This window comes from Phyllobacterium sp. 21LDTY02-6 (assembly GCF_023554255.2).
Taxonomy (GTDB): domain Bacteria; phylum Pseudomonadota; class Alphaproteobacteria; order Rhizobiales; family Rhizobiaceae; genus Phyllobacterium.
Genome location: NZ_JAMJWD020000002.1, coordinates 626759 through 646791 on the forward strand (window position 1 = coordinate 626759; position 20033 = coordinate 646791).

Consider the following 20033-nt stretch of genomic DNA (forward strand, 5'->3'; position numbering starts at 1 on the left):
CAGTCAAGAAGATCAACGGAAGAGCGATAAAATGGCAACCGAAATCCGCGTCCCCACGCTGGGCGAATCCGTTTCCGAGGCGACCATTGGCAAATGGTTCAAGAAGGTCGGCGATGCTATCGCGGTCGATGAGCCGCTGGTGGAACTCGAGACCGACAAGGTGACGATCGAAGTTCCGGCAGCTGCCGCAGGCTCGCTGGCGGAAATTGCGGCCAAGGAAGGCGATACGGTCGAAGTGGGCGCGCTGCTCGGAATGATCGGCGAGGGCGCCGGTGCGCCGGCCGCCAAGGAAGCTCCCAGGCAGGAAGAAGCAAAGCCCGACGCCACGGCGCAGGCGAGCGGCCCGGCTTCGGCAGGCTCGTCCAAGGAAGCGGAGAAAAAGACCGCCGATGTCGCCGGGGAGCCGGAGATAAGCGAGCGCAAGGGCGGCGACATGCCGGCTTCGCCCGCCGCCTCGAAGATCCTGGCCGAAAAAGGCATTGCCGCCTCCCAGGTCGAAGGTTCGGGCAAGCGCGGACAGGTGCTCAAGGGCGACGTGCTCGACGCCGTGTCCAAGGGCATCACGTCCCAGCCTGCCGCCGAAGCGCCGAAGGCCGTGGCCCGTCCGGCGTCTTCGGAAGAAGATGCAGGCCGCGAGGAGCGGGTGAAGATGACCCGCCTGCGCCAGACGATCGCGCGGCGGCTCAAGGACGCGCAGAACAGCGCTGCCATGCTGACCACCTATAATGAGGTGGACATGTCGGCGGTCATGGATCTACGCAGTCGCTACAAGGACATTTTCGAGAAGAAACATGGCGTAAAGCTCGGCTTCATGGGCTTCTTCACCAAGGCGGTTACGCATGCGCTGAAGGAAATCCCGGCGGTCAATGCCGAGATCGATGGCACGGACATCATCTACAAGAACTTCGCGCATGTCGGCGTTGCAGTCGGCACCGACAAGGGCCTCGTCGTCCCGGTCGTGCGCAATGCGGACCAGATGTCCATCGCCGAGATCGAGAAGGAAATCGGCCGTCTCGGCAAGGCGGCGCGCGATGGCGCGCTTTCCATGGCCGACATGCAGGGCGGGACGTTCACGATTTCGAATGGCGGCGTCTATGGGTCGCTGATGTCGTCGCCGATCCTCAATGCACCGCAGTCGGGCATCCTCGGCATGCACAAGATCCAGGAGCGCCCGGTCGTCGTTGGCGGCCAGATCGTCATCCGCCCGATGATGTACCTGGCGCTGAGCTATGATCACCGCATTGTCGACGGCAAGGAAGCCGTCACCTTCCTCGTGCGGGTGAAGGAAAGCCTGGAGGATCCCGAGCGCCTGGTGCTCGATCTTTAAGGGCCATGATCGATGAAGGGACCGGGTCCAGCAGCTGCCGCAATCATTGCTATCGGCACGATGCTGTCCGGTCCTTCTTTTGCTGCCTGCACCCAGGACCGCGCGATCTATGCGGATGCGGATGATCGCTACACCCTGACATTCCAGCGGCAGGCGGGCGACAGTGCGGAAAACCTGGCGAGCGAGTTCTTCCTGAAGGACGGCGAGAGCCAGCTGCAGCTGAGCGGGGTCGTCATGCGCGAGGGCGCCGCGTCCCGCCCGCAGGCCGCATTGATGTATGACTGCCCTTCCGGCGATGCAACAGGCGCCGAGCTTGCCGCCTGCACGGTCTGGCAAGGCGTTATCTACGGTTTGAAGGAAGGCGCCGATGCCGAGCTGCTGCCGCGTGCGGCGGAACCCGCGGCGCAGGCCGTGCTCCTGCCGGATCTTGCGGGAACGGCAGCCGGTTTCGACTTCAAGCTCGACAAACCGCTCGGAGCCATGCCGCCGGATGTCTACCGGTTCAAGGAATGCGGGCCGAACAGTGAAAACGAATGAGAACAAAGGAATGAAACATGGCATATGACGTCGTCGTTATCGGATCCGGCCCCGGCGGCTATGTTTGCGCTATCAAGGCAGCGCAGCTCGGGTTGAAGACAGCCGTTGTCGAAAAGCGCGCCACATTCGGTGGCACTTGCCTCAATATCGGCTGCATCCCCTCAAAGGCGCTGCTCCACGCTTCCGAAGTGTTTCACGAGGCGGGCCATTCCCATGCGGCGCTCGGCGTCGAAGTCGGCACGCCGAAGCTCAACCTCAAGGCCATGCTCGGCCACAAGGACGCAACCGTGGAAGCCAATGTCAACGGCGTGGCCTTCCTGTTCAAGAAGAACAAGATCGATACGTTCCGCGGCACCGGCAAGGTGCTGGCGGCCGGAAAGGTCGCGGTGACCTCCGAGGACGGCAAGGTCGAGGAAATCGAAACCAAGAATATCGTCATCGCGACGGGTTCGGATGTCGCCGGCATCCCGGGCGTCGAGGTTGCCTTTGATGAAAAGACGATCATCTCGTCCACCGGCGCGCTGGAGCTTTCCGCGGTCCCGGAAAATCTCGTCGTCGTCGGTGGCGGCGTCATCGGACTGGAACTCGGTTCCGTCTGGGCGCGCCTCGGCGCGAAGGTGACTGTCGTCGAATTCCTGGACAAGATCCTCGGGCCGATGGATGGCGAAGTCTCCAAGCAGTTCCAGCGCATGCTGGAAAAGCAGGGATTGGCGTTCAAGCTCGGCGCGAAGGTCACGGGCGTCAAGAAGTCGGACAAGGGTGCGACGGTGACGTTCGAGCCGGTAAAGGGCGGAGACGCCGAAACGATCGAAGCCGACGTGGTGCTCGTGTCGACCGGCCGCAAGCCTTATACGGAGGGGGCCGGGCTGAAGGAAGCTGGCGTCGAGGTCGACGATCGCGGCCGTGTTGCGATCGACGATCATTGGCAGACCAATGTTCCGGGCATCTACGCGATCGGCGATGTCGTGAAGGGCGCGATGCTGGCGCACAAGGCCGAAGACGAGGGTATCGCGGTCGCTGAAATTCTCGCGGGGCAGGCCGGACATGTCAATTACGACGCCATCCCGAGCGTCGTCTACACCCAACCGGAAGTGGCATCGGTCGGCAAGACCGAGGAGGAGTTGAAGGCCGCAGGCGTGGAGTACAAGGTCGGCAAGTTCCCCTTCACTGCCAATGGACGCGCGCGGGCCATGCTCCATACCGACGGCTTCGTCAAGATCCTGGCCGACAAGGCCAGCGACCGCGTGCTGGGCGTTCACATTCTTGGCTATGGTGCCGGTGAAATGATCCACGAGGCCACGGTGCTCATGGAATTCGGTGGTTCATCCGAAGATCTGGCGCGCACCACCCATGCGCATCCGACAATGTCCGAGGCGGTACGCGAAGCCGCGTTGGCTACTTTCGCGAAGCCTATACATATGTAGCAGAGGGCCCGAGCAGGTCGGGCCTCAAGTCTATTGAGCTGGTGCCGGTGTCGAAGGAGCCGGCGCCGGGTCTGCTGGCGACGTCGAGGCCGGCGGCGTAGCCGGAGCCGTGTCGGTTGCAGGTGCCGTCGGAGCAGGGGCGTTCATTTCGGAACTGCCGCTCATGAAGTAATAGCCCGCTATGACCAGCGCAGCGATCAGGATACCGGCGATCAGATAGGTGCCGCCGCTGCTCCTTGTCGGCGTGACCGGTGCATTCGGATTGGCGGGGTCCGCCGGGTCCGAATTCAAAGGCCTGTTCTGCAAGTTGGGATCGTACGTCATTTGATGTCCTCCATGCTTGCGATCTTGGGGGACAACGGTTGCTGGCGGGCAAAGTTCCAGTCTTCCCATGTCCGCAGCGCTGCTACTGCGGCGTAACCTGGTAGTTTCGTTGCTGCAGAAGCGCGATCAGCCCCTTTTCTCCCGGCAGGTGCAAGGCGCCGATTGCGATGAAGGCATTTCCGCGGTCAATGATCGGCATTGCGCGTTCCACCATGGTCGCGTTGCGCGTCGTGATCAGCCTTTGTTCAAAATCGGCATAATCCGCGTCGTCCAGAGCCCCTTCGCGGGATACGGAGCGCATCAGCGGCATGATCATGCCTGTATCGCCTCGCATGTAGAGGATCGTCATCGTTTCAAAGAGATCATCGATTCTGGGCCCGAGGGCGATGAGCTCGACGAGGCTGCCGACGTGAAACCGCACGGGGAGCGCGGCCATGACCTGCAACTGGTCCTTCATGGTCTCGAGCCCGGCCAGCTTTTGCCCGCGGCTCAAAGCGTCCTGCGCCAGCTGGAGATCGAGAAAGGCGGCGCCGCCTTTCTTCCGGGCCAGCTCGCATGCCGGAAGCGCAAGGACGCTGGTCAATACCCATGGCTGCATCCTGTTGACACTGCCGAGCGGCATGCCGCGTTTGGCCAGGCCAGCCCTGACGGCCTCCAGTTGATCCTGTGGCAGCAGTCTTTCCAATGTGCTCCCCGCCGGCAGCATCATAAGGTCCGGCTCCTCGGCCATCAGGCGCAAGGGCGCTTTCGGATCGACGATTTCATCCGTTTCGATCACGACCGTGTCGGCCTTGGTGTAGGCATCCAGCGCGGCGGCAGGAAGCGCCAGAACCCGTGGATCCGTCAGATGCATGGTTCCGTAAAGATAGGAGGCTGCGATGCCGGGTTTTTCGATCTTCCAGAAGATGCCTTTGCCGTTGGCGATCGTGGCCGCTTCCCTGCGAAGGGCCTCGAGCCCGGCGGGATCGCTCGTCGCCATCTCGGCCAGCAGATCCTTGCCGGTGCAATCCGCAGCCCGGGCCCGGGCGACGGGAATTGCGACAGCAAGCCAGCAGAAGAACACCAGCCAGCCTAGATAAGCGAGAAGCCGCAGGGCAACATCCGCGATGCGGTCGATGGGGGAACTGGCGGGCTGCGTCATGCTCGTGGATGCGCCTTCTCATAGATTTCGAGCAGCCTGTCGGTATCGACGCCCGTATAGACCTGGGTGGTCGAAAGGCTGGCATGGCCAAGAAGCTCCTGGATAGTCCGCAGATCGCCGCCCCTGCCGAGCAGATGGGTGGCGAAGGAGTGGCGCAGGGCGTGCGGCGTCGCCGTGTCCGGCAGACCGAGCGCGCCGCGCATCTTCTGCATTTCCCGCTGGATGATGGCCGGCTGCAAGGGACCGCCGCGGCTGCCGCGGAAAAGCGGCTTGCCCGCTTCCAGATGGTAGGGGCAGAGCCGGCGGTATTCGGCGACGGCGCGGTGGACGATCGGCAGGAGCGGTACCATCCTGGTCTTGCCGCCCTTGCCGGCGATCGGAATGGAGCGTTCGTCCGGGGCCGTCAGCGCGGCGCCGTCCAGCCCCAGCGCCTCCGAAATGCGCAAGCCGCAGCCATAGAGCAGGGTGAAGACGGCGGCATTGCGCGCCGCAATCCATGGTTCCTCGCTCAATTGCTCGTGCTGTTCGACGACCCGGCGCGCATCGATGGCCGAAAGCGGCTTCGGCAGGGATTTCGGCTGCCGCGGCGCGCGCATGGCGATCGAAGCGGCCGCGTTGGCCATGCCCTTCTTCTCCAAGTGGCGCAGGAACGACCTGATGCCCGCCAATCCACGCCCCAATGTGCGCGGACCGGCGCCATCATTGCGGCGGCGGGCGAGATAGGAGCGCAGGTCGGCGATGCGCAGGGACGAGACATCGCGCAGCGAAGGCGGCTCGCCGAGATGGCCAGTGAGGAACATGAAGAATTGCCGCGTGTCCCGCTCATAGGCTTCCAGTGTATTGGCGGCCAGCCGGCGCGTATTCTTCAGCGATTTGAGCCACTCCTCGCGGGCATCGATCAGATCGGCGCGCGCGGATACGAGAAATTCCCCAGCCTGCGATTGGGTACCCATGTCGGTGTTTTCCTTTTGAGCGTCCATGATGTCACGCGAGTCGTTACGGAGTCGTTTCGCCTTGGTTTTGCGCGTGGTTTGTTCTATCCCACAGGGAAACAAAGAGACGGCAGATGAAGAAACTGAATGATCCTGTACAATTGGCAATCATCGGCGCGGCGCATGGCACGCGCGGCGAATTGCGGGTGAAAACCTTCACGGAAGATGCCCTCGCCATCGCCGACTACGGTCCGCTCTATGATGCGACGGGACGCGCCTTCGAGATACTCGACATAAGGCCTGCGAAAACGGTCGTGGTGGTGCGCTTTCGCGGCATCAACGACCGCAATGCGGCTGAAGCCCTGAATGGTACCGAGCTCTTCGTCGATCGCTCGCAACTTCCGGCGGATCTCGACGAGGACGAATATTACCATTCCGACCTGATCGGCCTCGATGCGCTGGATGCGCAGGGCCAGCGCTATGGCAGGATTTCCGCCATGTTCGATTTCGGCGGCGGCGACCTCATCGAGCTGACGATTCCAGGCAAACGCCCGATGCTCATCCCCTTTACACAGGCCGCCGTGCCGCATGTCGATCTCGCTGCGGGGCACATCATCGTCGATCCTGTCGCCGCCGGTCTCCTGCCCGATGCCGACGATGATGAAGAGCGCAGGAGGCAATTGGGCGACGAAGGCAAGCCGCGTTCATGACAGGCCGCCCCGTCTTCCGCGCGTCGGTGCTGACCCTCTATCCGGAGATGTTTCCCGGACCCCTCGGCGTTTCGCTGGCGGGGAAAGCGCTGAACGATGGCGCATGGTCGCTGGAGACGGTGCAGATCAGGGACTTCGCCACCGACAGGCATCGCATGGTGGACGATACGCCGGCCGGCGGTGGGGCCGGCATGGTGATGAAGCCCGACGTCGTGGCGCGGGCAGTCGATCACGTCGCCGACGATGGGCGACCGAGATTGTTCATGAGCCCTCGCGGACGGCCACTCGACCAGAAACGCGTACGCGAACTCGGTGCCGGCCCAGGTGTCGTTCTCCTGTGCGGCCGGTTCGAGGGCGTCGATGAACGCCTGCTCGAGGCTCGCTCCTTCGAGGAGGTGTCTATCGGCGATTATATATTGTCCGGCGGCGAGACGGCGGCCATCGTCGTCCTCGACGCCATCATACGCCTGCTGCCGGGCGTGATGGGCAATTCGCTCTCGGGCGAAACCGAGAGCTTCGAGAGCGGGCTTCTCGAACACCCGCATTACACAAGGCCGCAGGAATGGGAGGGGCGGCGCATACCCGACGTGCTTTTGTCCGGCAACCACGGAGCGATTGACAAATGGCGGCATGAGCAGGCGGAACGCATCACGCGCGAGCGCCGGCCTGATCTCTGGCAGAGGGTGAAGGGGCCGGGCGGGAAATGAATGCCGGCTGCAGGCCGCAGCATCTGGAGCAGAGCACCTGGAGCGTGGACTTGACGAGGCGCAGAGGCTATTCATGCGCCGGCCCGTGCGCGCCCCGGCTGAAAAAGAATCGCACGAATAGGTGACAAAGCGGCTTTTATGGTGTATCTGCCCCGCCAACACGGGGAAACACCCCGGTCCATTAATCAATGAATGGTGAATTCGCTTCTGCCCCGTCGGGCATAGAAACACGGCCATGCTGCTGCGTTTCGAGAGTAAAGCGCTCTGACTGTTCGAGAAGAACGAAAAGGATGAAGACGATGGATATTATTCGTCAGCTCGATCTCGAGCAGAGAGAAAAAATCGAAGCCAAGCGCGTATTGCCGGATTTCAAGCCGGGCGACACGGTCCGTGTAAACGTGCGCGTCACCGAAGGTACGCGTACCCGCGTGCAGGCCTATGAGGGCGTATGTATTGCCCGCAACGGCGCCGGCATCAACGAGAACTTCACCGTTCGCAAGATTTCCTATGGCGAGGGCGTAGAGCGCGTATTTCCCGTGATCTCCCCGCTGGTCGAAGGCGTCGAACTCGTGCGCCGCGGCAAGGTACGCCGTGCGAAGCTGTATTATCTGCGCGGCCTGACGGGCAAGGCTGCCCGCATCGCGGAGAAGAAGGACAATCGCAAGGGCAAGACCGCCGTTCCGGCGACCGGTACCAGCGAGACCGTTTCGGAAGCCACCGTGGCTCCGGCACCTGCTGCCGAGTAATCCCGATACATTCTCTGAAAAGGCGGCTTTCGAGCCGCCTTTTTTGTTGAACTCGGCCTTTTGTGCGGATGCGCCGGGGGCATTGACGTGTCCGCGCCAACGTGGAAAGTCATCAGGACGAGAGTTCGGGGGCCGATATGTCTTGCAGATCATTTCTCTATTCGATCGTCGTCTTGTTTGTGTCGTGCCTGTCGGCGCAATCGGACTCGCTGCCTGATCTCGGCGGCAAGCAGGTGACGGTGGTCACCGAGAACGCCTATCCGCCGCTGCAATTCATCGATCCGAAATCGGGACAGCCGGTGGGCTGGGAATATGACGCGATGAACGAGATCGCGAAGCGGCTCAATTTCAAGGTGGAATATCTGAACACCAGCTGGGATGCGATGATCCAGGCCGTCGCCGACAATCAGTACCAGATCGGGATGACCGGCATCACCATCAATGAGGAGCGCAAGCAGAAGGTGGATTTTTCCGAGCCCTACATGCGGTCGGAACAATTCATGCTGGTGCGGAGCGACGAGAAGCGGTTCGACGATGCCAAGGGCTTTGCCGCAACGGAGGATGCGCTGGTCGGAGCCCAGCCGGGAACCACGAATTTCTACGTGGCCGCGCATGAGGTGCTCGACGGCAATGAGCAGAATCCACGCATCAAGCTTTTCGAGACGTTCGGAGCGACGGTGGAGGCGCTGAAGACCGGCGATGTCGATATGGTGCTGACCGACAGCACCGCGGGCAGCGGCTATGCCGCGGCATCCGGCGGTGCGCTGAAACTCGTCGGCGGGCCGCTTGGCGCCGAAGAGTTCGGCTTCATATTCCCGAAGGGTTCGGAATTCGTGACGCCCGTCAATGCGGCGATCGCAGCGCTCAAGAATGATGGAACATTCGACCGTTTGAACAAGAAATGGTTCCTGGACTACAAGCTTGGACATTGACGGGCCAGGCAAGCGATGAACCAGCCCGGACGAACACCCCAAGAGCAGGATTTTCCCTGGTGGCTGGTCGTCGCAGGGCTGATCGCGCTGGCTCTTGCCGGCATCATCCTTGTCAGCCCGCTCTATGCGCAGGTCTTCGCCATCGTTTCCAAGGGGCTGTGGATCACGATATGGGTGTCGCTCCTCGCATTCCTGCTCGCATCGGCTCTCGGACTGGTGCTGGCGGTGATGAGTCTTTCGGAACACATCGTCCTGCGGCAGGCGGCGCGCTTCTATGTGGAGATCATACGCGGCGTCCCGCTACTCGTGCTCCTGTTCTACATCGCCTTCGTCGGCGCACCAGCACTCATATGGCTCGTCAACCTGGCTGCATCGCCCTTGCAGCAGCGAGGCTGGATGGAACCGCTGCTCGTCCGCGACATACCGCTCATCTGGCGCGCCGTCTCGGCGCTGATGCTTGCCTATGCGGCATTCCTGGCGGAGATATTTCGAGCGGGCATCGAGGCTGTGCCGGTGGGGCAGCTTGAGGCGGCGAAGGCCCTCGGGCTGAAGCGGTACCAGCGGTTCCGCCGGATCGTGGCGCCGCAGGCCCTGCGCATCATCCTGCCGCCCTATGGCAATGATTTCATCTCCATGGTCAAGGATTCGTCCCTCGTATCGGTGCTCGGCGTGGTGGACATCACGCAGATGGGCAAGGTCTATGCCGCCGGTTCGTTCCGCTTCTTCGAGACCTATTCCATCGTCGCCTATGTCTATCTGCTCCTGACGATCAGCCTTTCCCTGCTGCTGCGGCGGCTGGAGCGACGCTTGAACAACAGCCACCGATAGCCGGCGCTCACTGCATATGCAGCGGCGCATTGTCGCCGGATTATTACTTTTGGAGCTTGTTTCTTGACGGAACTGAAGCTCGAGTGCATATGTCCACGACATAATCGGAAAGATAGAGCCATTCCAGTTCGGAGCGGCCCTGTCTGATCATTTGATACGCATTTCCGGACGGAATTCTTCATCACTTCCGGGACTGCTTGAGGCTAGGATATCGAAGATGACTGCGCCACGCACACTTTATGACAAGATCTGGGATGACCATCTGGTCGATCGGCAGGATGACGGCACGTGCCTTCTCTATATCGATCGGCATCTTGTCCATGAAGTGACGAGCCCGCAGGCTTTCGAAGGCCTTCGCATGACGGGCCGCAAGGTGCGCCACCCGGAAAAGACGCTCGCAGTCGTCGACCACAACGTCCCGACCTCGCCGGATCGCGTCAACGGGATCAAGAACGAAGAGAGCCGTATCCAGGTCGAGGCGCTGGCACGCAACGCAGCCGATTTCGGCGTCGAATATTATTCCGAGCGGGATATCCGCCAGGGCATCGTGCATATTATCGGGCCGGAACAGGGCTTCACCCTGCCCGGAATGACCATCGTCTGCGGCGATAGCCACACATCGACCCATGGCGCATTCGGCGCGCTGGCGCATGGTATCGGCACGTCGGAAGTCGAGCATGTGCTGGCGACGCAGACGCTGATCCAGTCGAAGGCGAAGAACATGCTCGTTCGTGTCGATGGCCAGTTGCCGGAAGGCGTGACGGCCAAGGATATCATTCTGGCAATCATCGGCGAGATCGGCACCGCAGGCGGCACCGGCTATGTGATCGAATATGCGGGTGAAGCCATCCGCAGCCTTTCCATGGAAGGCCGCATGACGATCTGCAACATGTCGATCGAAGGTGGCGCACGCGCCGGCCTCATCGCACCGGACGAGACGACATTCGCCTATGTGAAGGGCAAGCCACGGGCGCCGAAGGGCGCGGCATTCGAACAGGCCGTGGAATATTGGAAGACGCTCAAGAGCGATGAAGGCGCGCATTTCGACAAGGTCGTCGTGCTCAATGCAGCCGAATTGCCGCCGATCGTTTCATGGGGCTCGTCGCCCGAGGACGTGGTTTCCGTCACGGGCACCGTGCCCAATCCAGACGAGATCGCCGATGAGACGAAGCGCACTTCCAAGTGGCGCGCGCTGGATTATATGGGCTTGAAGCCCGGCACGCCGATCACCGACATCGCGCTCGATCGCGTTTTCATCGGGTCCTGCACCAACGGGCGCATCGAGGATCTGCGCGCCGTCGCCAAGGTGGTCGAAGGCCGCAAGGTCAGCGAGACGGTCGATGCCATGATCGTTCCGGGCTCGGGCCTCGTGAAGGAACAGGCCGAGGCCGAGGGTCTCGACAAGATTTTCAAGGCAGCCGGTTTCGACTGGCGCGAGCCGGGCTGCTCCATGTGCCTCGCGATGAATGACGACCGCCTGAAACCGGGCGAACGTTGCGCTTCCACGTCGAACCGCAATTTCGAGGGCAGGCAAGGTTTCAAGGGACGGACGCATCTTGTGTCGCCTGCCATGGCCGCCGCCGCCGCGATTGCGGGCCATTTCGTCGATATCCGCAACTGGAAGTGAGCTGGTGGAAGCGATCTGGCGGCTCAGGCAGCCAGATCGACTTGTTTCACCGTCCGCGGTAGGCCGGAACCCCCTGGTCCGGCAGCCAGAGCCCTTCCGGCACCGGTCCCGACTGCCAGAAGACATCGATCGGGATGCCGCCGCGCGGATACCAATAGCCGCCGATCCGCAGCCAGAGCGGTTTGACGGCCTCGACGATGCGCTTGCCGATCCCGACGGTGCAATCCTCATGGAATGCGCCATGGTTGCGGAAACTGCCGAGGAAAAGCTTCAGCGATTTTGACTCGAGCAGGAATTCGCCGGGCGCATAGTCGATGACCAGATGCCCGAAATCCGGCTGTCCGGTCACCGGGCACAGCGACGTGAATTCCGGGCAGGCGAACCGCGCCAGAAACAGCGTACCCGCCTGCGGGTTGGGAACCGCATCCAGCAGGGCTTCGTCCGGATGGGCGGGAAGGGCGACATCCTTGCCGAGCATGGTCGCCTGTTCGGAATAATGGTTCATGCCACGCCTCCGGCGGTTTCGAACTCGCCCTGATATTCGCAGCCTTCGCCGCAACTGTCGCGATAGATGCCGATCTGCGCCAGCAAAGGGATGGCGGGCGCAAGCCGCTGCCATAGCCAGACGGCGATTGTCTCAAGCGTCGGAAGCTCCAGCCCCGGCACTTCGTTGAGGTAGCGATGATCGAGCGAATCGCGAGCCGCGTCCGTAGCGGCATACACCGCGCCGAGATCGGCAATCAGTCCGGTTTTCGGATCGGGCCGGCCTTCCAGCGTCACCCGTACACGGAAACTATGTCCATGCAGGCGCTGGTTGACGTGGCCGTCGGGAAAGGAATGCGGCAGATGATGTGCCGCTTCGAAGGTGAAGTCGGTAAATATTCTCATGGATTTCCTCTTCAGCACTGGCGCAGTACAGGCGCCCGCCACGGACTGCCTCAAGGCAGTCCGATCAATTTGTGGGTCTGCGTGCTCAGCCGCCAGAGCGGATGTGCGAGGCAATAGGCCGCTGCAGAAGCCACATGGGCGGCGGTTTGGGCCGGATCGCCAGTCACGTCAAGTGGCTGGAGGTAAAAATGGTCGAAGGCGAGCCCCACGAAGCGTGAAGGATGCGCCTCGGCCTCGGCTTGCGGAAAGACGAGTTTCAGTTCGCTGCCGGATGTCTGGACCAGCGGCGCGCTTGCTTTGGGCGATACGCAGATCCAGTCCAGCCCCGCGGGCGCCGGCAGGGTTCCGTTGGTTTCGATGCCGACTTCAAAGCCGCGAGCATGAAACGCATCGATCAATGGCGTGTCCAGCTGCAGCAGCGGCTCGCCGCCGGTGCAGATGACATAGGGCCTGCCATTCGTTGCAACGCTCGGGACGCCGCTGGTAGCTCCGCTGGGCCAATGCGCCGCTACCGCATCCGCCAGGGCGTCCGCATTCTTGAACTTGCCGCCGCCGGGGCCGTCGATGCCGATGAAGTCCGTATCGCAAAAACGGCATACCGCGCGGTTTCGGTCGCGTTCCAGCCCCGACCAGAGGTTGCAGCCAGCGAAGCGCATGAAAACCGCCGCGCGGCCGGTGTGGTTACCTTCGCCTTGCAAGGTCAGGTAGATTTCCTTCACGGCGTAGGTCATGCGGGTTCGGCCTTGAACTTGCGCCAGCCATGCGCCCGCAAATCGCAAGCCGGACAGGTGCCGCAGCCATAGCCCCATTGGTGCCGTATGGAGCGCTCGCCCAGATAGCAGCTATGCGTCTCCTCGACTATCAGTTGCAGCAGCGGCTCGCCGCCCAGGTCGCGAGCCATGGCGAATGTCTCCGCCTTGTCCAGCCACATCAATGGGGTCTCGATCGTCATTCGCCGGTCGAGCCCGAGCGACAGGGCGACCTGCTGCGCCTTCAAGGTGTCGTCGCGGCAGTCGGGATAGCCGGAATAGTCGGTCTCGCACATGCCGCCGACAAGCACCCGCAGCCCGCGACGATAGGCGAGCGCGGCGGCAAGCGTGAAGAAGAGCAGGTTGCGGCCGGGCACGAAAGTGTTCGGCAGGCCATTCTCGGCCATCTCGATAGCGATCGGATCGGTCATCGCCGACGCGCCCAGTTGCCCGATCACCGTGGCGTCCAGCCGATGGTCGGCGCCCAATCGCGCGGCCCAATGCGGAAAACGAATGGCAAGGCTTCGGCGAAAATCGTCGCGGACCGTCAGTTCGATCCTGTGTCGCTGGCCATAGTCGAAACCGACTGTTTCCACACGGTCGAAATTTGCGAGCGCCCAGGCGAGACAGGTGGCGGAGTCCTGGCCGCCGGAGAATAGAACGAGGGCACCCTCTGAATTCCTGGCCATTCGATCAACTTTCCTTGCAAAGCGGCGTGCATACAGCGCTGCCGGGTTGGGCGCAATCGCTTTCGGCGCGGCGCGGTCCGGGCGCGGCTGGCCCGATAGCACCGGGGAATGGACTTCGCCACCACGTTCCCGATCCGTCGCAACCGCGACCATCGACCATCTATCAGTACATCGCTGCCGGCCCGGCAGGTCGTCAAATCGATTTTGGTCCGCCGCCATGGTTGACGCGCGCACCACAATCGACCAATCCTCAGGGCAGGCAGAAACAAGGGACGGAAAACATGACCAAGAATGCTGCAAGCGAACATGCGATCGATATTTCCCTTCTGCACCTCAACGACGCGCATGAATTCGCCCCGCTCCTGGCGAGCTACGCCCAGGCATTGAAGCGCGGCGCGCCGCGCCGTCCGGACGATTATTACGCGGAGAATCTTCTGCGCGACCGGGCAGCGGAAATCGCCGGAGCGCGTCTCGACGGCGTTCTCGTCGGCTTCGTCATCTTCTACGATCTGCCAGAACCCGTATCCGGCATGCGTGCCGGACAGGTCGACCACATTTACGTGCACCACGACCATCGCGGCAAGGGCATTGCCAAGGCGCTGATCGACGTACTGGCCGACAAGGCCGAGGAACGCGGCTGGACCAAGCTGTCGTTGAACGCCCCGCGCGTGCCCGAGGATGGCAGAAAACTCTATGAACAGGTCGCGGCGCCCGCCGACTGGACGAGCTTCATCATCCGCTTCGGCAATCAATAGGCGCTTCTGCAGCGTGCCCGGGAAGCGACCGGATCGGTCGCATATCGGGGCGCGCCATGGGGCGGCCCATCTTTGCGCTGCGCAATCCGGACAGACTCACTCAACTATTTTTGCCCACGCCGGCGATCAATTTTTATTGCTCGCCAGCGGCCATTTCCGACGTTTAAACGATTGAATTCCCTTGATAAAGCGGAAGCACTTGCTATTGCGGCCAATTCGCCGCATGAGGGTGAGCAAAGGGCCTTTGACGCAGTGCAAAAAGCGCATTAAAACGCTTCTAAATTACCTCGAAGGCCTGTCTGCCTGCCCGTCCTCCGGGACCATCATAAGGCGCCGCGCACATCATTGGGGACGCTATGAGCAAGACCAATTTGCATTCCAACCGGCCATTGTCGCCGCATCTGCAAATATACAAGCCAATTCCAACGATGGTCATGTCCATCGTCCACCGCATCACCGGATCGGCTCTTTACGTCGGCACGCTGCTCGTCGCCTGGTGGTTGATCGCAACGGCGACCAGCGAAAGGCAGTTCGACATCGTCAGCAGCGTCTATTCGTCCTGGATCGGCCTCCTCGTGCTGCTGGGTTATACCTGGGCTCTCATACATCACATGATCGGCGGGATTCGCCACCTGATCTGGGATACGGGCCGGGGGCTCGAAAAGGAAACCACGACAAGGATGGCCTGGGCCACGCTGGTATTGTCGGTTGCGCTGACCGTGCTCGTCTGGGTCGTGGCGTTCACAATAGCTTGAAAGGATATTGAGCGATGAGCGATATGCGCACGCCGCTTGGCAGGGTTCGCGGGCTTGGTTCCGCCAAGGAGGGGACGGAGCATTTCTGGCGCCAGCGCCTGACTGCCGTTTCCAACATTCCGCTGATCCTGTTCTTCATAGGGCTGATCCTTTCGCTGCATGGCGCCAGCTATGAGGAAACGCGAGCGGCCCTCGGACATCCCTTCACCGCATTGGCCCTACTCCTTGTTCTTCTCTCTGCGCTCTACCACATGCGCCTGGGTATGCAGGTCATCATCGAGGATTATGTTCATGCGGAGGGCACCAAGGTGGTGTTGCTCATGCTGAACACCTTTTTCGCTCTGGCAGTCGGGGTCGTGAGCATATTCGCGATCCTCAAGCTGAGCTTCGGAGGCTAAGGCCATTATGGCAAGTACAGACAGCAAGGCCGGCAAGGCCTATACTTTCATCGACCACAAGTTCGACGTCGTTGTCGTCGGTGCCGGCGGAGCTGGCCTCCGCGCCACGCTCGGCATGGCTGAGCAGGGCTTGAAGACGGCCTGCATCACCAAGGTGTTTCCCACCCGTTCGCACACGGTCGCCGCGCAGGGCGGCATTGCGGCGTCGCTCAGCAATATGGGTCCTGATTCCTGGCAGTGGCATATGTATGACACGGTCAAGGGTTCCGACTGGCTCGGCGATACCGACGCCATGGAATATCTGGCGCGCGAAGCTCCCGCAGCAGTCTATGAGCTGGAGCATTACGGCGTGCCGTTCTCGCGCACCGAAGCGGGCAAGATCTATCAGCGTCCCTTCGGCGGACACATGATGAACTATGGCGACGGTCCGCCCGTGCAGCGTACATGCGCCGCGGCAGACCGGACCGGACATGCCATTCTTCACACGCTTTACGGCCAGAGCCTGCGCAACAATGCGCAGTTCTTCATCGAATATTTCGCGCTCGACCTGATCCAGGACGAGGACGGCACGATTACCGGCGTCGTCGCCTGGAACCTCGACGATGGCACCATCCACCGCTTTGCCGCGAAGATGGTCGTCATGGCTACAGGCGGCTATGGCCGCTCTTATTTCTCGGCGACGTCCGCGCATACATGCACCGGCGACGGCGGTGGCATGGTGGCTCGCGCCGGCCTGCCGCTGCAGGACATGGAGTTCGTACAGTTCCATCCGACCGGCATCTATGGAGCCGGCTGCCTCATCACCGAAGGCGCACGCGGCGAGGGTGGCTATCTGGTCAATTCGGAGGGCGAGCGCTTCATGGAGCGTTATGCTCCTTCGGCGAAGGATCTGGCCTCCCGCGACGTCGTTTCACGCTGCATGACGCTTGAAATCCGCGAGGGACGCGGCGTTGGCAAGAACAAGGACCACATATTCCTGCATCTGGATCACCTTGATCCGGCGGTCCTGCATGAGCGCCTGCCCGGAATTTCCGAATCCGCGAAGATCTTCGCGGGTGTCGATCTGACCAAGGAACCGATCCCGGTGCTTCCGACTGTCCATTACAATATGGGCGGCATTCCCACCAATTACTGGGGCGAAGCGCTGAACCCGACGGCGGATGATCCCGACCGCATCCAGCCCGGCCTCATGGCCGTCGGCGAAGCGGGCTGCGCCTCCGTCCATGGCGCGAACCGCCTCGGTTCCAATTCGCTCATCGATCTCGTCGTCTTTGGCCGCGCCGCTGCCATTCGTGCGGGCCAGGTGATCGATCGCAACAGCAAGGTGCCGGATATCAACGAGGCGTCCGTGACGAAGATCATGGACCGCTTCGACCGCCTCCGCCACGCTTCGGGCGGTACGCCCACAGCGGCGCTGCGCGAGAAGATGCAAAGGACCATGCAGGAGGATGCCGCCGTGTTCCGCACGTCGGAATCGCTGCGCTCGGGTGTCGAGCGGATGCACCGGATCTGGGGCGAACTCCCGGACGTCAAGGTGACGGACCGCTCGATGATCTGGAATTCGGACCTGGTGGAGACATTGGAGCTGGAGAATCTGATGGCCAATGCGTTGACGACGGTCGTGGCCGCCGAAGCACGCAAGGAGAGCCGCGGCGCCCATGCCCACGAGGATTTCCCCAATCGCGACGACGTGAACTGGCGCAAGCACAGCCTTGCCTGGCTCAGCCCCGAGGGCAGCGTCTCGCTCGGCTATCGCCCCGTCCACCTTGACCCACTGGTCAAGGAAGAGGATGGCGGTATCAGCCTTGCCAAGATCGCGCCGAAAGCGCGCGTCTATTGATCCAGGAACCAGAGCACCATGGTTGAACTCGCACTTCCGAAAAACTCAAAAATGCGGCCAGGCAAGACCTGGGACCGTCCGGCAGGCGCAAACAATCTGCGCGAATACCGCATCTATCGCTGGTCTCCCGATGACGGGGAGAATCCGCGTATCGACACCTATTATGTCGATCTCGACGATTGCGGACCGATGGTTCTCGACGGTCTGCTATGGATCAAGAACAAGATCGATCCGACGCTGACGCTGCGCCGGTCGTGCCGCGAAGGCATTTGCGGCTCCTGCGCGATGAATATCGACGGGACGAATACGCTTGCCTGCACGAAAGGCATGGATGAGATCAAGGGCGCGGTGAAAATCTATCCGCTTCCCCACCTGCCGGTGGTGAAGGACCTGGTGCCGGACCTGTCAACTTTCTATGCCCAGCATCGTTCGATCGAACCGTGGCTCAAGACCGTTTCGCCCGAGCCCGCCAAGGAATGGCTGCAGAGCCATGAGGACAGGGCCAAGCTCGACGGTCTCTATGAATGTATTCTTTGTGCCTGCTGCTCGACTTCCTGCCCAAGCTATTGGTGGAATGGCGAGCGTTATCTCGGCCCGGCCGTTCTCTTGCAGGCCTATCGCTGGCTCATCGACTCGCGTGACGAAGCCACGGGCGAGCGCCTCGACAATCTCGAGGATCCGTTCCGGCTTTACCGCTGCCACACGATCATGAATTGCGCGCAGACCTGCCCGAAGGGCCTGAACCCTGCGAAGGCTATTGCCGAGATCAAGAAGATGATGGTGGAGCGCCGGGTCTGACCCCGCCGCCTGCCGTCGCGGACTTCACCCAGGCGCTGCCTGGGTGAATGAATTTCTGCGCAGGGTTGTGCGAAAGCCCCGCTAGGCGAGGCGGGCGTCGAGCGTTACCTCGATGGCGCCCAATGCCTTTGACAGCGGGCAGCTTGCCTTTGCCTGATTTGCCAGTTTCGTGAAGGTCTCGCTGTCGATGCCGGGTACGGTGCCGACCAGCGTCAGGGCGCTCCTGGTGATCTCGAATCCGCCGCCAGCGGCTGGATTGACGGAAACGACGGCCTTCGCGTCGAGATTTTCGGCCGGCGTGCCGTTTTCTGCGAGAAAGTGCGAGAGCTGCATGGCGAAGCAGCCGGCATGGGCGGCAGCCAGCAATTCCTCGGGATTGGTGCCGGAGGTGCCGCTTTCATCCTCGAACCGCGCCTTGAAATTGTAGGGCAGACCTTTCAGAGCGCCGCTCTGCGTGTCCAGCGTGCCCTTGCCGTCCTTGAGCGCGCCTTTCCAGATTGCCGTTGCCTGTCTATCCATGGGTCCGTCTCCTTCCGTGTGGGATTGTTCGGCGGACGATAGATCGTCCTGACGAAAAATGTGTGACTGCCGGAGTATCCGCCGTCATTTCAGAGATTAGCATTTTTAATGCGAGATTGTTCAAATGCATATTCTTGTCGCATTGCTTGGCTCGCGAGCAGATTGACAATGCGCCGACGGTTATCGATAAAACCGCACCATTCCTGCGGCGACGGCTAAACGATATGGAAAAGTCCGATCTGATCGATATGATAGGCGAAGCTGCAGCCGCAGTTACAGTTTCGCCCGACTCCAATCAGCGACTGAAGAGGTTCAAGCAAAGGCTCGGCCTCGACGTCACCTGACCAGAACAGGAAAATCCCCTTGAAACAGAGAAAATTGGGCCGCACCGGCCTTGAGGTTACGGAAATTTGCCTGGGCACCATGACATGGGGTGTGCAGAACACCGAAGCCGACGCGCATGAGCAGATCGATTACGCGCTGGATGCCGGCATCAACTTCATGGATACGGCCGAGGTCTATGCGATTCCGTCCAGCCCCGACACCTATGGCAAGACGGAGACCTATATCGGCAGCTGGTTCAAGAAGACCGGCAAGCGCGACAAGTTCATTCTCGCCTCGAAGATCTCCGGCGGCGGCACGAACTGGATCAGGGAGGGAAGGCGGCCGGACCGGCAATCGGTGCGCGAAGCCGTCGAAGGCAGCCTGAAGCGGCTGCAGACGGATTATATCGACCTGTATCAGGTCCATTATGCCTCGCGCGGCCACTATCATTTCGGCACCGCATGGAAATACGCGCCGGAAAATCAGGATACGGCCGATGTGCTGGACAATATCGCCGATACGCTGCAAGGCCTGGACGACATGGTCCGGGAGGGCAAGATTCGCCATGTCGGCCTCTCGAACGAGACCGCATGGGGTATCGGCCAGTGGCTGAATCTGGCCGAGCAGGGCGGCCTGCCACGGGTTGCATCGGTGCAGAACGAATACAGCCTCATCCAGAGGGTGTTCGATCTCGACCTGGCGGAGCTCAGCCATCACGAGGACGTGGGGTTGCTGGCCTATTCATCGCTGGCATCCGGTGTGCTGACGGGGAAATATCTCGGTGGCCAGGTCCCTCCTGGCACCCGCGCCACGGTACAGCCCGGCGGGTTGTGGCGTAACAATGATTATTCGGCGCCGGCCGTGCAGGCCTATATCGATCTGGCGGCCAGGCATGGCCTCGATATCGCCCAGATGGCGATCGCCTTTGCCCTGTCGCGTCCGTTCATGACCGCTGTCATCATCGGCGCGACGACGATGGAACAGTTGAAGACCGACATCGCGGCGGCCGATCTGACCCTGTCGGACCAGGTGATATCGGAGATCAATGCGATCTACCGCGCCTATCCCCGTCCGCTCTGAAGG

At 61.6% G+C, this 20033-nt stretch carries 22 protein-coding genes and 1 pseudogene; 15 read left to right on the top strand and 8 right to left on the bottom strand.

What is annotated here, in order from left to right; genetic code table 11:
- The first annotated feature begins 31 nt into the window (after positions 1 to 31).
- The 3 genes from odhB to lpdA are packed head-to-tail and all read left to right on the top strand — an operon-like array spanning position 32 to position 3288.
- On the top strand, positions 32 to 1327 hold the full coding sequence (gene odhB / locus M8997_RS09335) for a 2-oxoglutarate dehydrogenase complex dihydrolipoyllysine-residue succinyltransferase (protein WP_250016450.1): 1296 nt from the start codon (positions 32 to 34) through the stop codon (positions 1325 to 1327).
- A 12-nt stretch (positions 1328 to 1339) separates the two neighbouring features.
- A complete protein-coding gene (locus M8997_RS09340) occupies positions 1340 to 1864 on the top strand; it encodes a hypothetical protein (protein ID WP_250016453.1) in 525 nt (174 codons plus the stop codon).
- Positions 1865 to 1881: 17 nt separating this feature from the next.
- Entirely contained in the window at positions 1882 to 3288 is a 1407-nt protein-coding gene (lpdA, locus tag M8997_RS09345; protein WP_250016456.1) for a dihydrolipoyl dehydrogenase, read from the top strand.
- Between the two features lie 30 nt (positions 3289 to 3318).
- On the opposite strand, the gene M8997_RS09350 is transcribed toward lpdA, so the two are convergent.
- The 3 genes from M8997_RS09350 to M8997_RS09360 form a co-directional block, all read right to left on the bottom strand.
- On the bottom strand, positions 3319 to 3612 hold the full coding sequence (locus M8997_RS09350) for a hypothetical protein (protein ID WP_250016470.1): 294 nt from the start codon (positions 3610 to 3612) through the stop codon (positions 3319 to 3321).
- An 82-nt stretch (positions 3613 to 3694) separates the two neighbouring features.
- Positions 3695 to 4753 carry a TraB/GumN family protein gene (locus M8997_RS09355; RefSeq protein WP_250016472.1) on the bottom strand — a complete coding sequence of 353 codons (1059 nt, stop codon included), beginning with the start codon at positions 4751 to 4753 and terminating at the stop codon, positions 3695 to 3697.
- Positions 4750 to 5706: a tyrosine recombinase XerC gene (locus tag M8997_RS09360; protein WP_250016475.1), complete on the bottom strand. Its 957-nt coding sequence runs from the start codon at positions 5704 to 5706 to the stop codon at positions 4750 to 4752. The genes M8997_RS09355 and M8997_RS09360 overlap by 4 nt, the downstream gene beginning before the upstream one ends.
- A 113-nt stretch (positions 5707 to 5819) precedes the next feature.
- Here M8997_RS09360 and rimM point away from each other — a divergent pair, with 113 nt between their 5' ends.
- The 6 genes and pseudogenes from rimM (at position 5820) to leuC (ending at position 11235) form a co-directional block, all read left to right on the top strand.
- A complete protein-coding gene (gene rimM, locus M8997_RS09365) occupies positions 5820 to 6395 on the top strand; it encodes a ribosome maturation factor RimM (RefSeq protein ID WP_250016477.1) in 576 nt (191 codons plus the stop codon).
- Positions 6392 to 7102 carry a tRNA (guanosine(37)-N1)-methyltransferase TrmD gene (gene trmD / locus M8997_RS09370; RefSeq protein WP_250016479.1) on the top strand — a complete coding sequence of 237 codons (711 nt, stop codon included), beginning with the start codon at positions 6392 to 6394 and terminating at the stop codon, positions 7100 to 7102. Before rimM ends, trmD begins: the two co-directional genes overlap by 4 nt.
- 299 nt (positions 7103 to 7401) lie before the next feature.
- A complete protein-coding gene (rplS, locus tag M8997_RS09375; protein ID WP_250016481.1) occupies positions 7402 to 7848 on the top strand; it encodes a 50S ribosomal protein L19 in 447 nt (148 codons plus the stop codon).
- 203 nt (positions 7849 to 8051) lie between these two features.
- A pseudogene (locus M8997_RS09380) lies at positions 8052 to 8780 on the top strand (transporter substrate-binding domain-containing protein); the annotation flags it as partial.
- 15 nt (positions 8781 to 8795) lie between these two features.
- Entirely contained in the window at positions 8796 to 9608 is an 813-nt protein-coding gene (locus tag M8997_RS09385; protein ID WP_250016485.1) for an amino acid ABC transporter permease, read from the top strand.
- Between the two features lie 217 nt (positions 9609 to 9825).
- Entirely contained in the window at positions 9826 to 11235 is a 1410-nt protein-coding gene (gene leuC, locus M8997_RS09390) for a 3-isopropylmalate dehydratase large subunit (protein WP_250016487.1), read from the top strand.
- Between the two features lie 46 nt (positions 11236 to 11281).
- Here leuC and queF read toward each other — a convergent pair whose 3' ends face one another.
- The 4 genes from queF to queC are packed head-to-tail and all read right to left on the bottom strand — an operon-like array spanning position 11282 to position 13561.
- Positions 11282 to 11740 carry a preQ(1) synthase gene (queF, locus tag M8997_RS09395; RefSeq protein ID WP_250016491.1) on the bottom strand — a complete coding sequence of 153 codons (459 nt, stop codon included), beginning with the start codon at positions 11738 to 11740 and terminating at the stop codon, positions 11282 to 11284.
- Entirely contained in the window at positions 11737 to 12123 is a 387-nt protein-coding gene (locus M8997_RS09400) for a 6-carboxytetrahydropterin synthase (protein ID WP_250016493.1), read from the bottom strand. Before M8997_RS09400 ends, queF begins: the two co-directional genes overlap by 4 nt.
- A 50-nt stretch (positions 12124 to 12173) precedes the next feature.
- Complete coding sequence (queE, locus tag M8997_RS09405) at positions 12174 to 12854, bottom strand: 7-carboxy-7-deazaguanine synthase (RefSeq protein WP_250016495.1); 681 nt, start codon at positions 12852 to 12854, stop codon at positions 12174 to 12176.
- Complete coding sequence (queC, locus tag M8997_RS09410; protein ID WP_250016511.1) at positions 12851 to 13561, bottom strand: 7-cyano-7-deazaguanine synthase QueC; 711 nt, start codon at positions 13559 to 13561, stop codon at positions 12851 to 12853. The genes queE and queC overlap by 4 nt, the downstream gene beginning before the upstream one ends.
- A 281-nt stretch (positions 13562 to 13842) precedes the next feature.
- On the opposite strand from queC, the gene M8997_RS09415 reads away from it, so the two are divergent.
- The 5 genes from M8997_RS09415 to M8997_RS09435 all read left to right on the top strand — a co-directional run bounded on the left by M8997_RS09415 (position 13843) and on the right by M8997_RS09435 (position 18107).
- The gene (locus M8997_RS09415) at positions 13843 to 14316 is read left to right on the top strand and encodes a GNAT family N-acetyltransferase (RefSeq protein ID WP_250016514.1); all 474 of its coding nucleotides are present in this window, start codon (positions 13843 to 13845) and stop codon (positions 14314 to 14316) included.
- 356 nt (positions 14317 to 14672) lie between these two features.
- A complete protein-coding gene (gene sdhC / locus M8997_RS09420; protein ID WP_250016517.1) occupies positions 14673 to 15071 on the top strand; it encodes a succinate dehydrogenase, cytochrome b556 subunit in 399 nt (132 codons plus the stop codon).
- Positions 15072 to 15085: 14 nt separating this feature from the next.
- On the top strand, positions 15086 to 15469 hold the full coding sequence (sdhD, locus tag M8997_RS09425) for a succinate dehydrogenase, hydrophobic membrane anchor protein (RefSeq protein ID WP_250016520.1): 384 nt from the start codon (positions 15086 to 15088) through the stop codon (positions 15467 to 15469).
- Between the two features lie 7 nt (positions 15470 to 15476).
- Positions 15477 to 17309, top strand: a complete 1833-nt coding sequence (sdhA, locus tag M8997_RS09430) for a succinate dehydrogenase flavoprotein subunit (protein ID WP_250016523.1) — start codon at positions 15477 to 15479, stop codon at positions 17307 to 17309.
- Positions 17310 to 17327: 18 nt separating this feature from the next.
- A complete protein-coding gene (locus M8997_RS09435; RefSeq protein WP_250016526.1) occupies positions 17328 to 18107 on the top strand; it encodes a succinate dehydrogenase iron-sulfur subunit in 780 nt (259 codons plus the stop codon).
- An 81-nt stretch (positions 18108 to 18188) separates the two neighbouring features.
- Here the strand turns inward: M8997_RS09435 and M8997_RS09440 are convergent, their stop codons facing one another.
- Entirely contained in the window at positions 18189 to 18626 is a 438-nt protein-coding gene (locus M8997_RS09440) for an OsmC family protein (RefSeq protein ID WP_250016530.1), read from the bottom strand.
- A 363-nt stretch (positions 18627 to 18989) separates the two neighbouring features.
- On the opposite strand from M8997_RS09440, the gene M8997_RS09445 reads away from it, so the two are divergent.
- Positions 18990 to 20030, top strand: a complete 1041-nt coding sequence (locus M8997_RS09445) for an aldo/keto reductase (RefSeq protein ID WP_250016533.1) — start codon at positions 18990 to 18992, stop codon at positions 20028 to 20030.
- Positions 20031 to 20033: the final 3 nt, after the last annotated feature.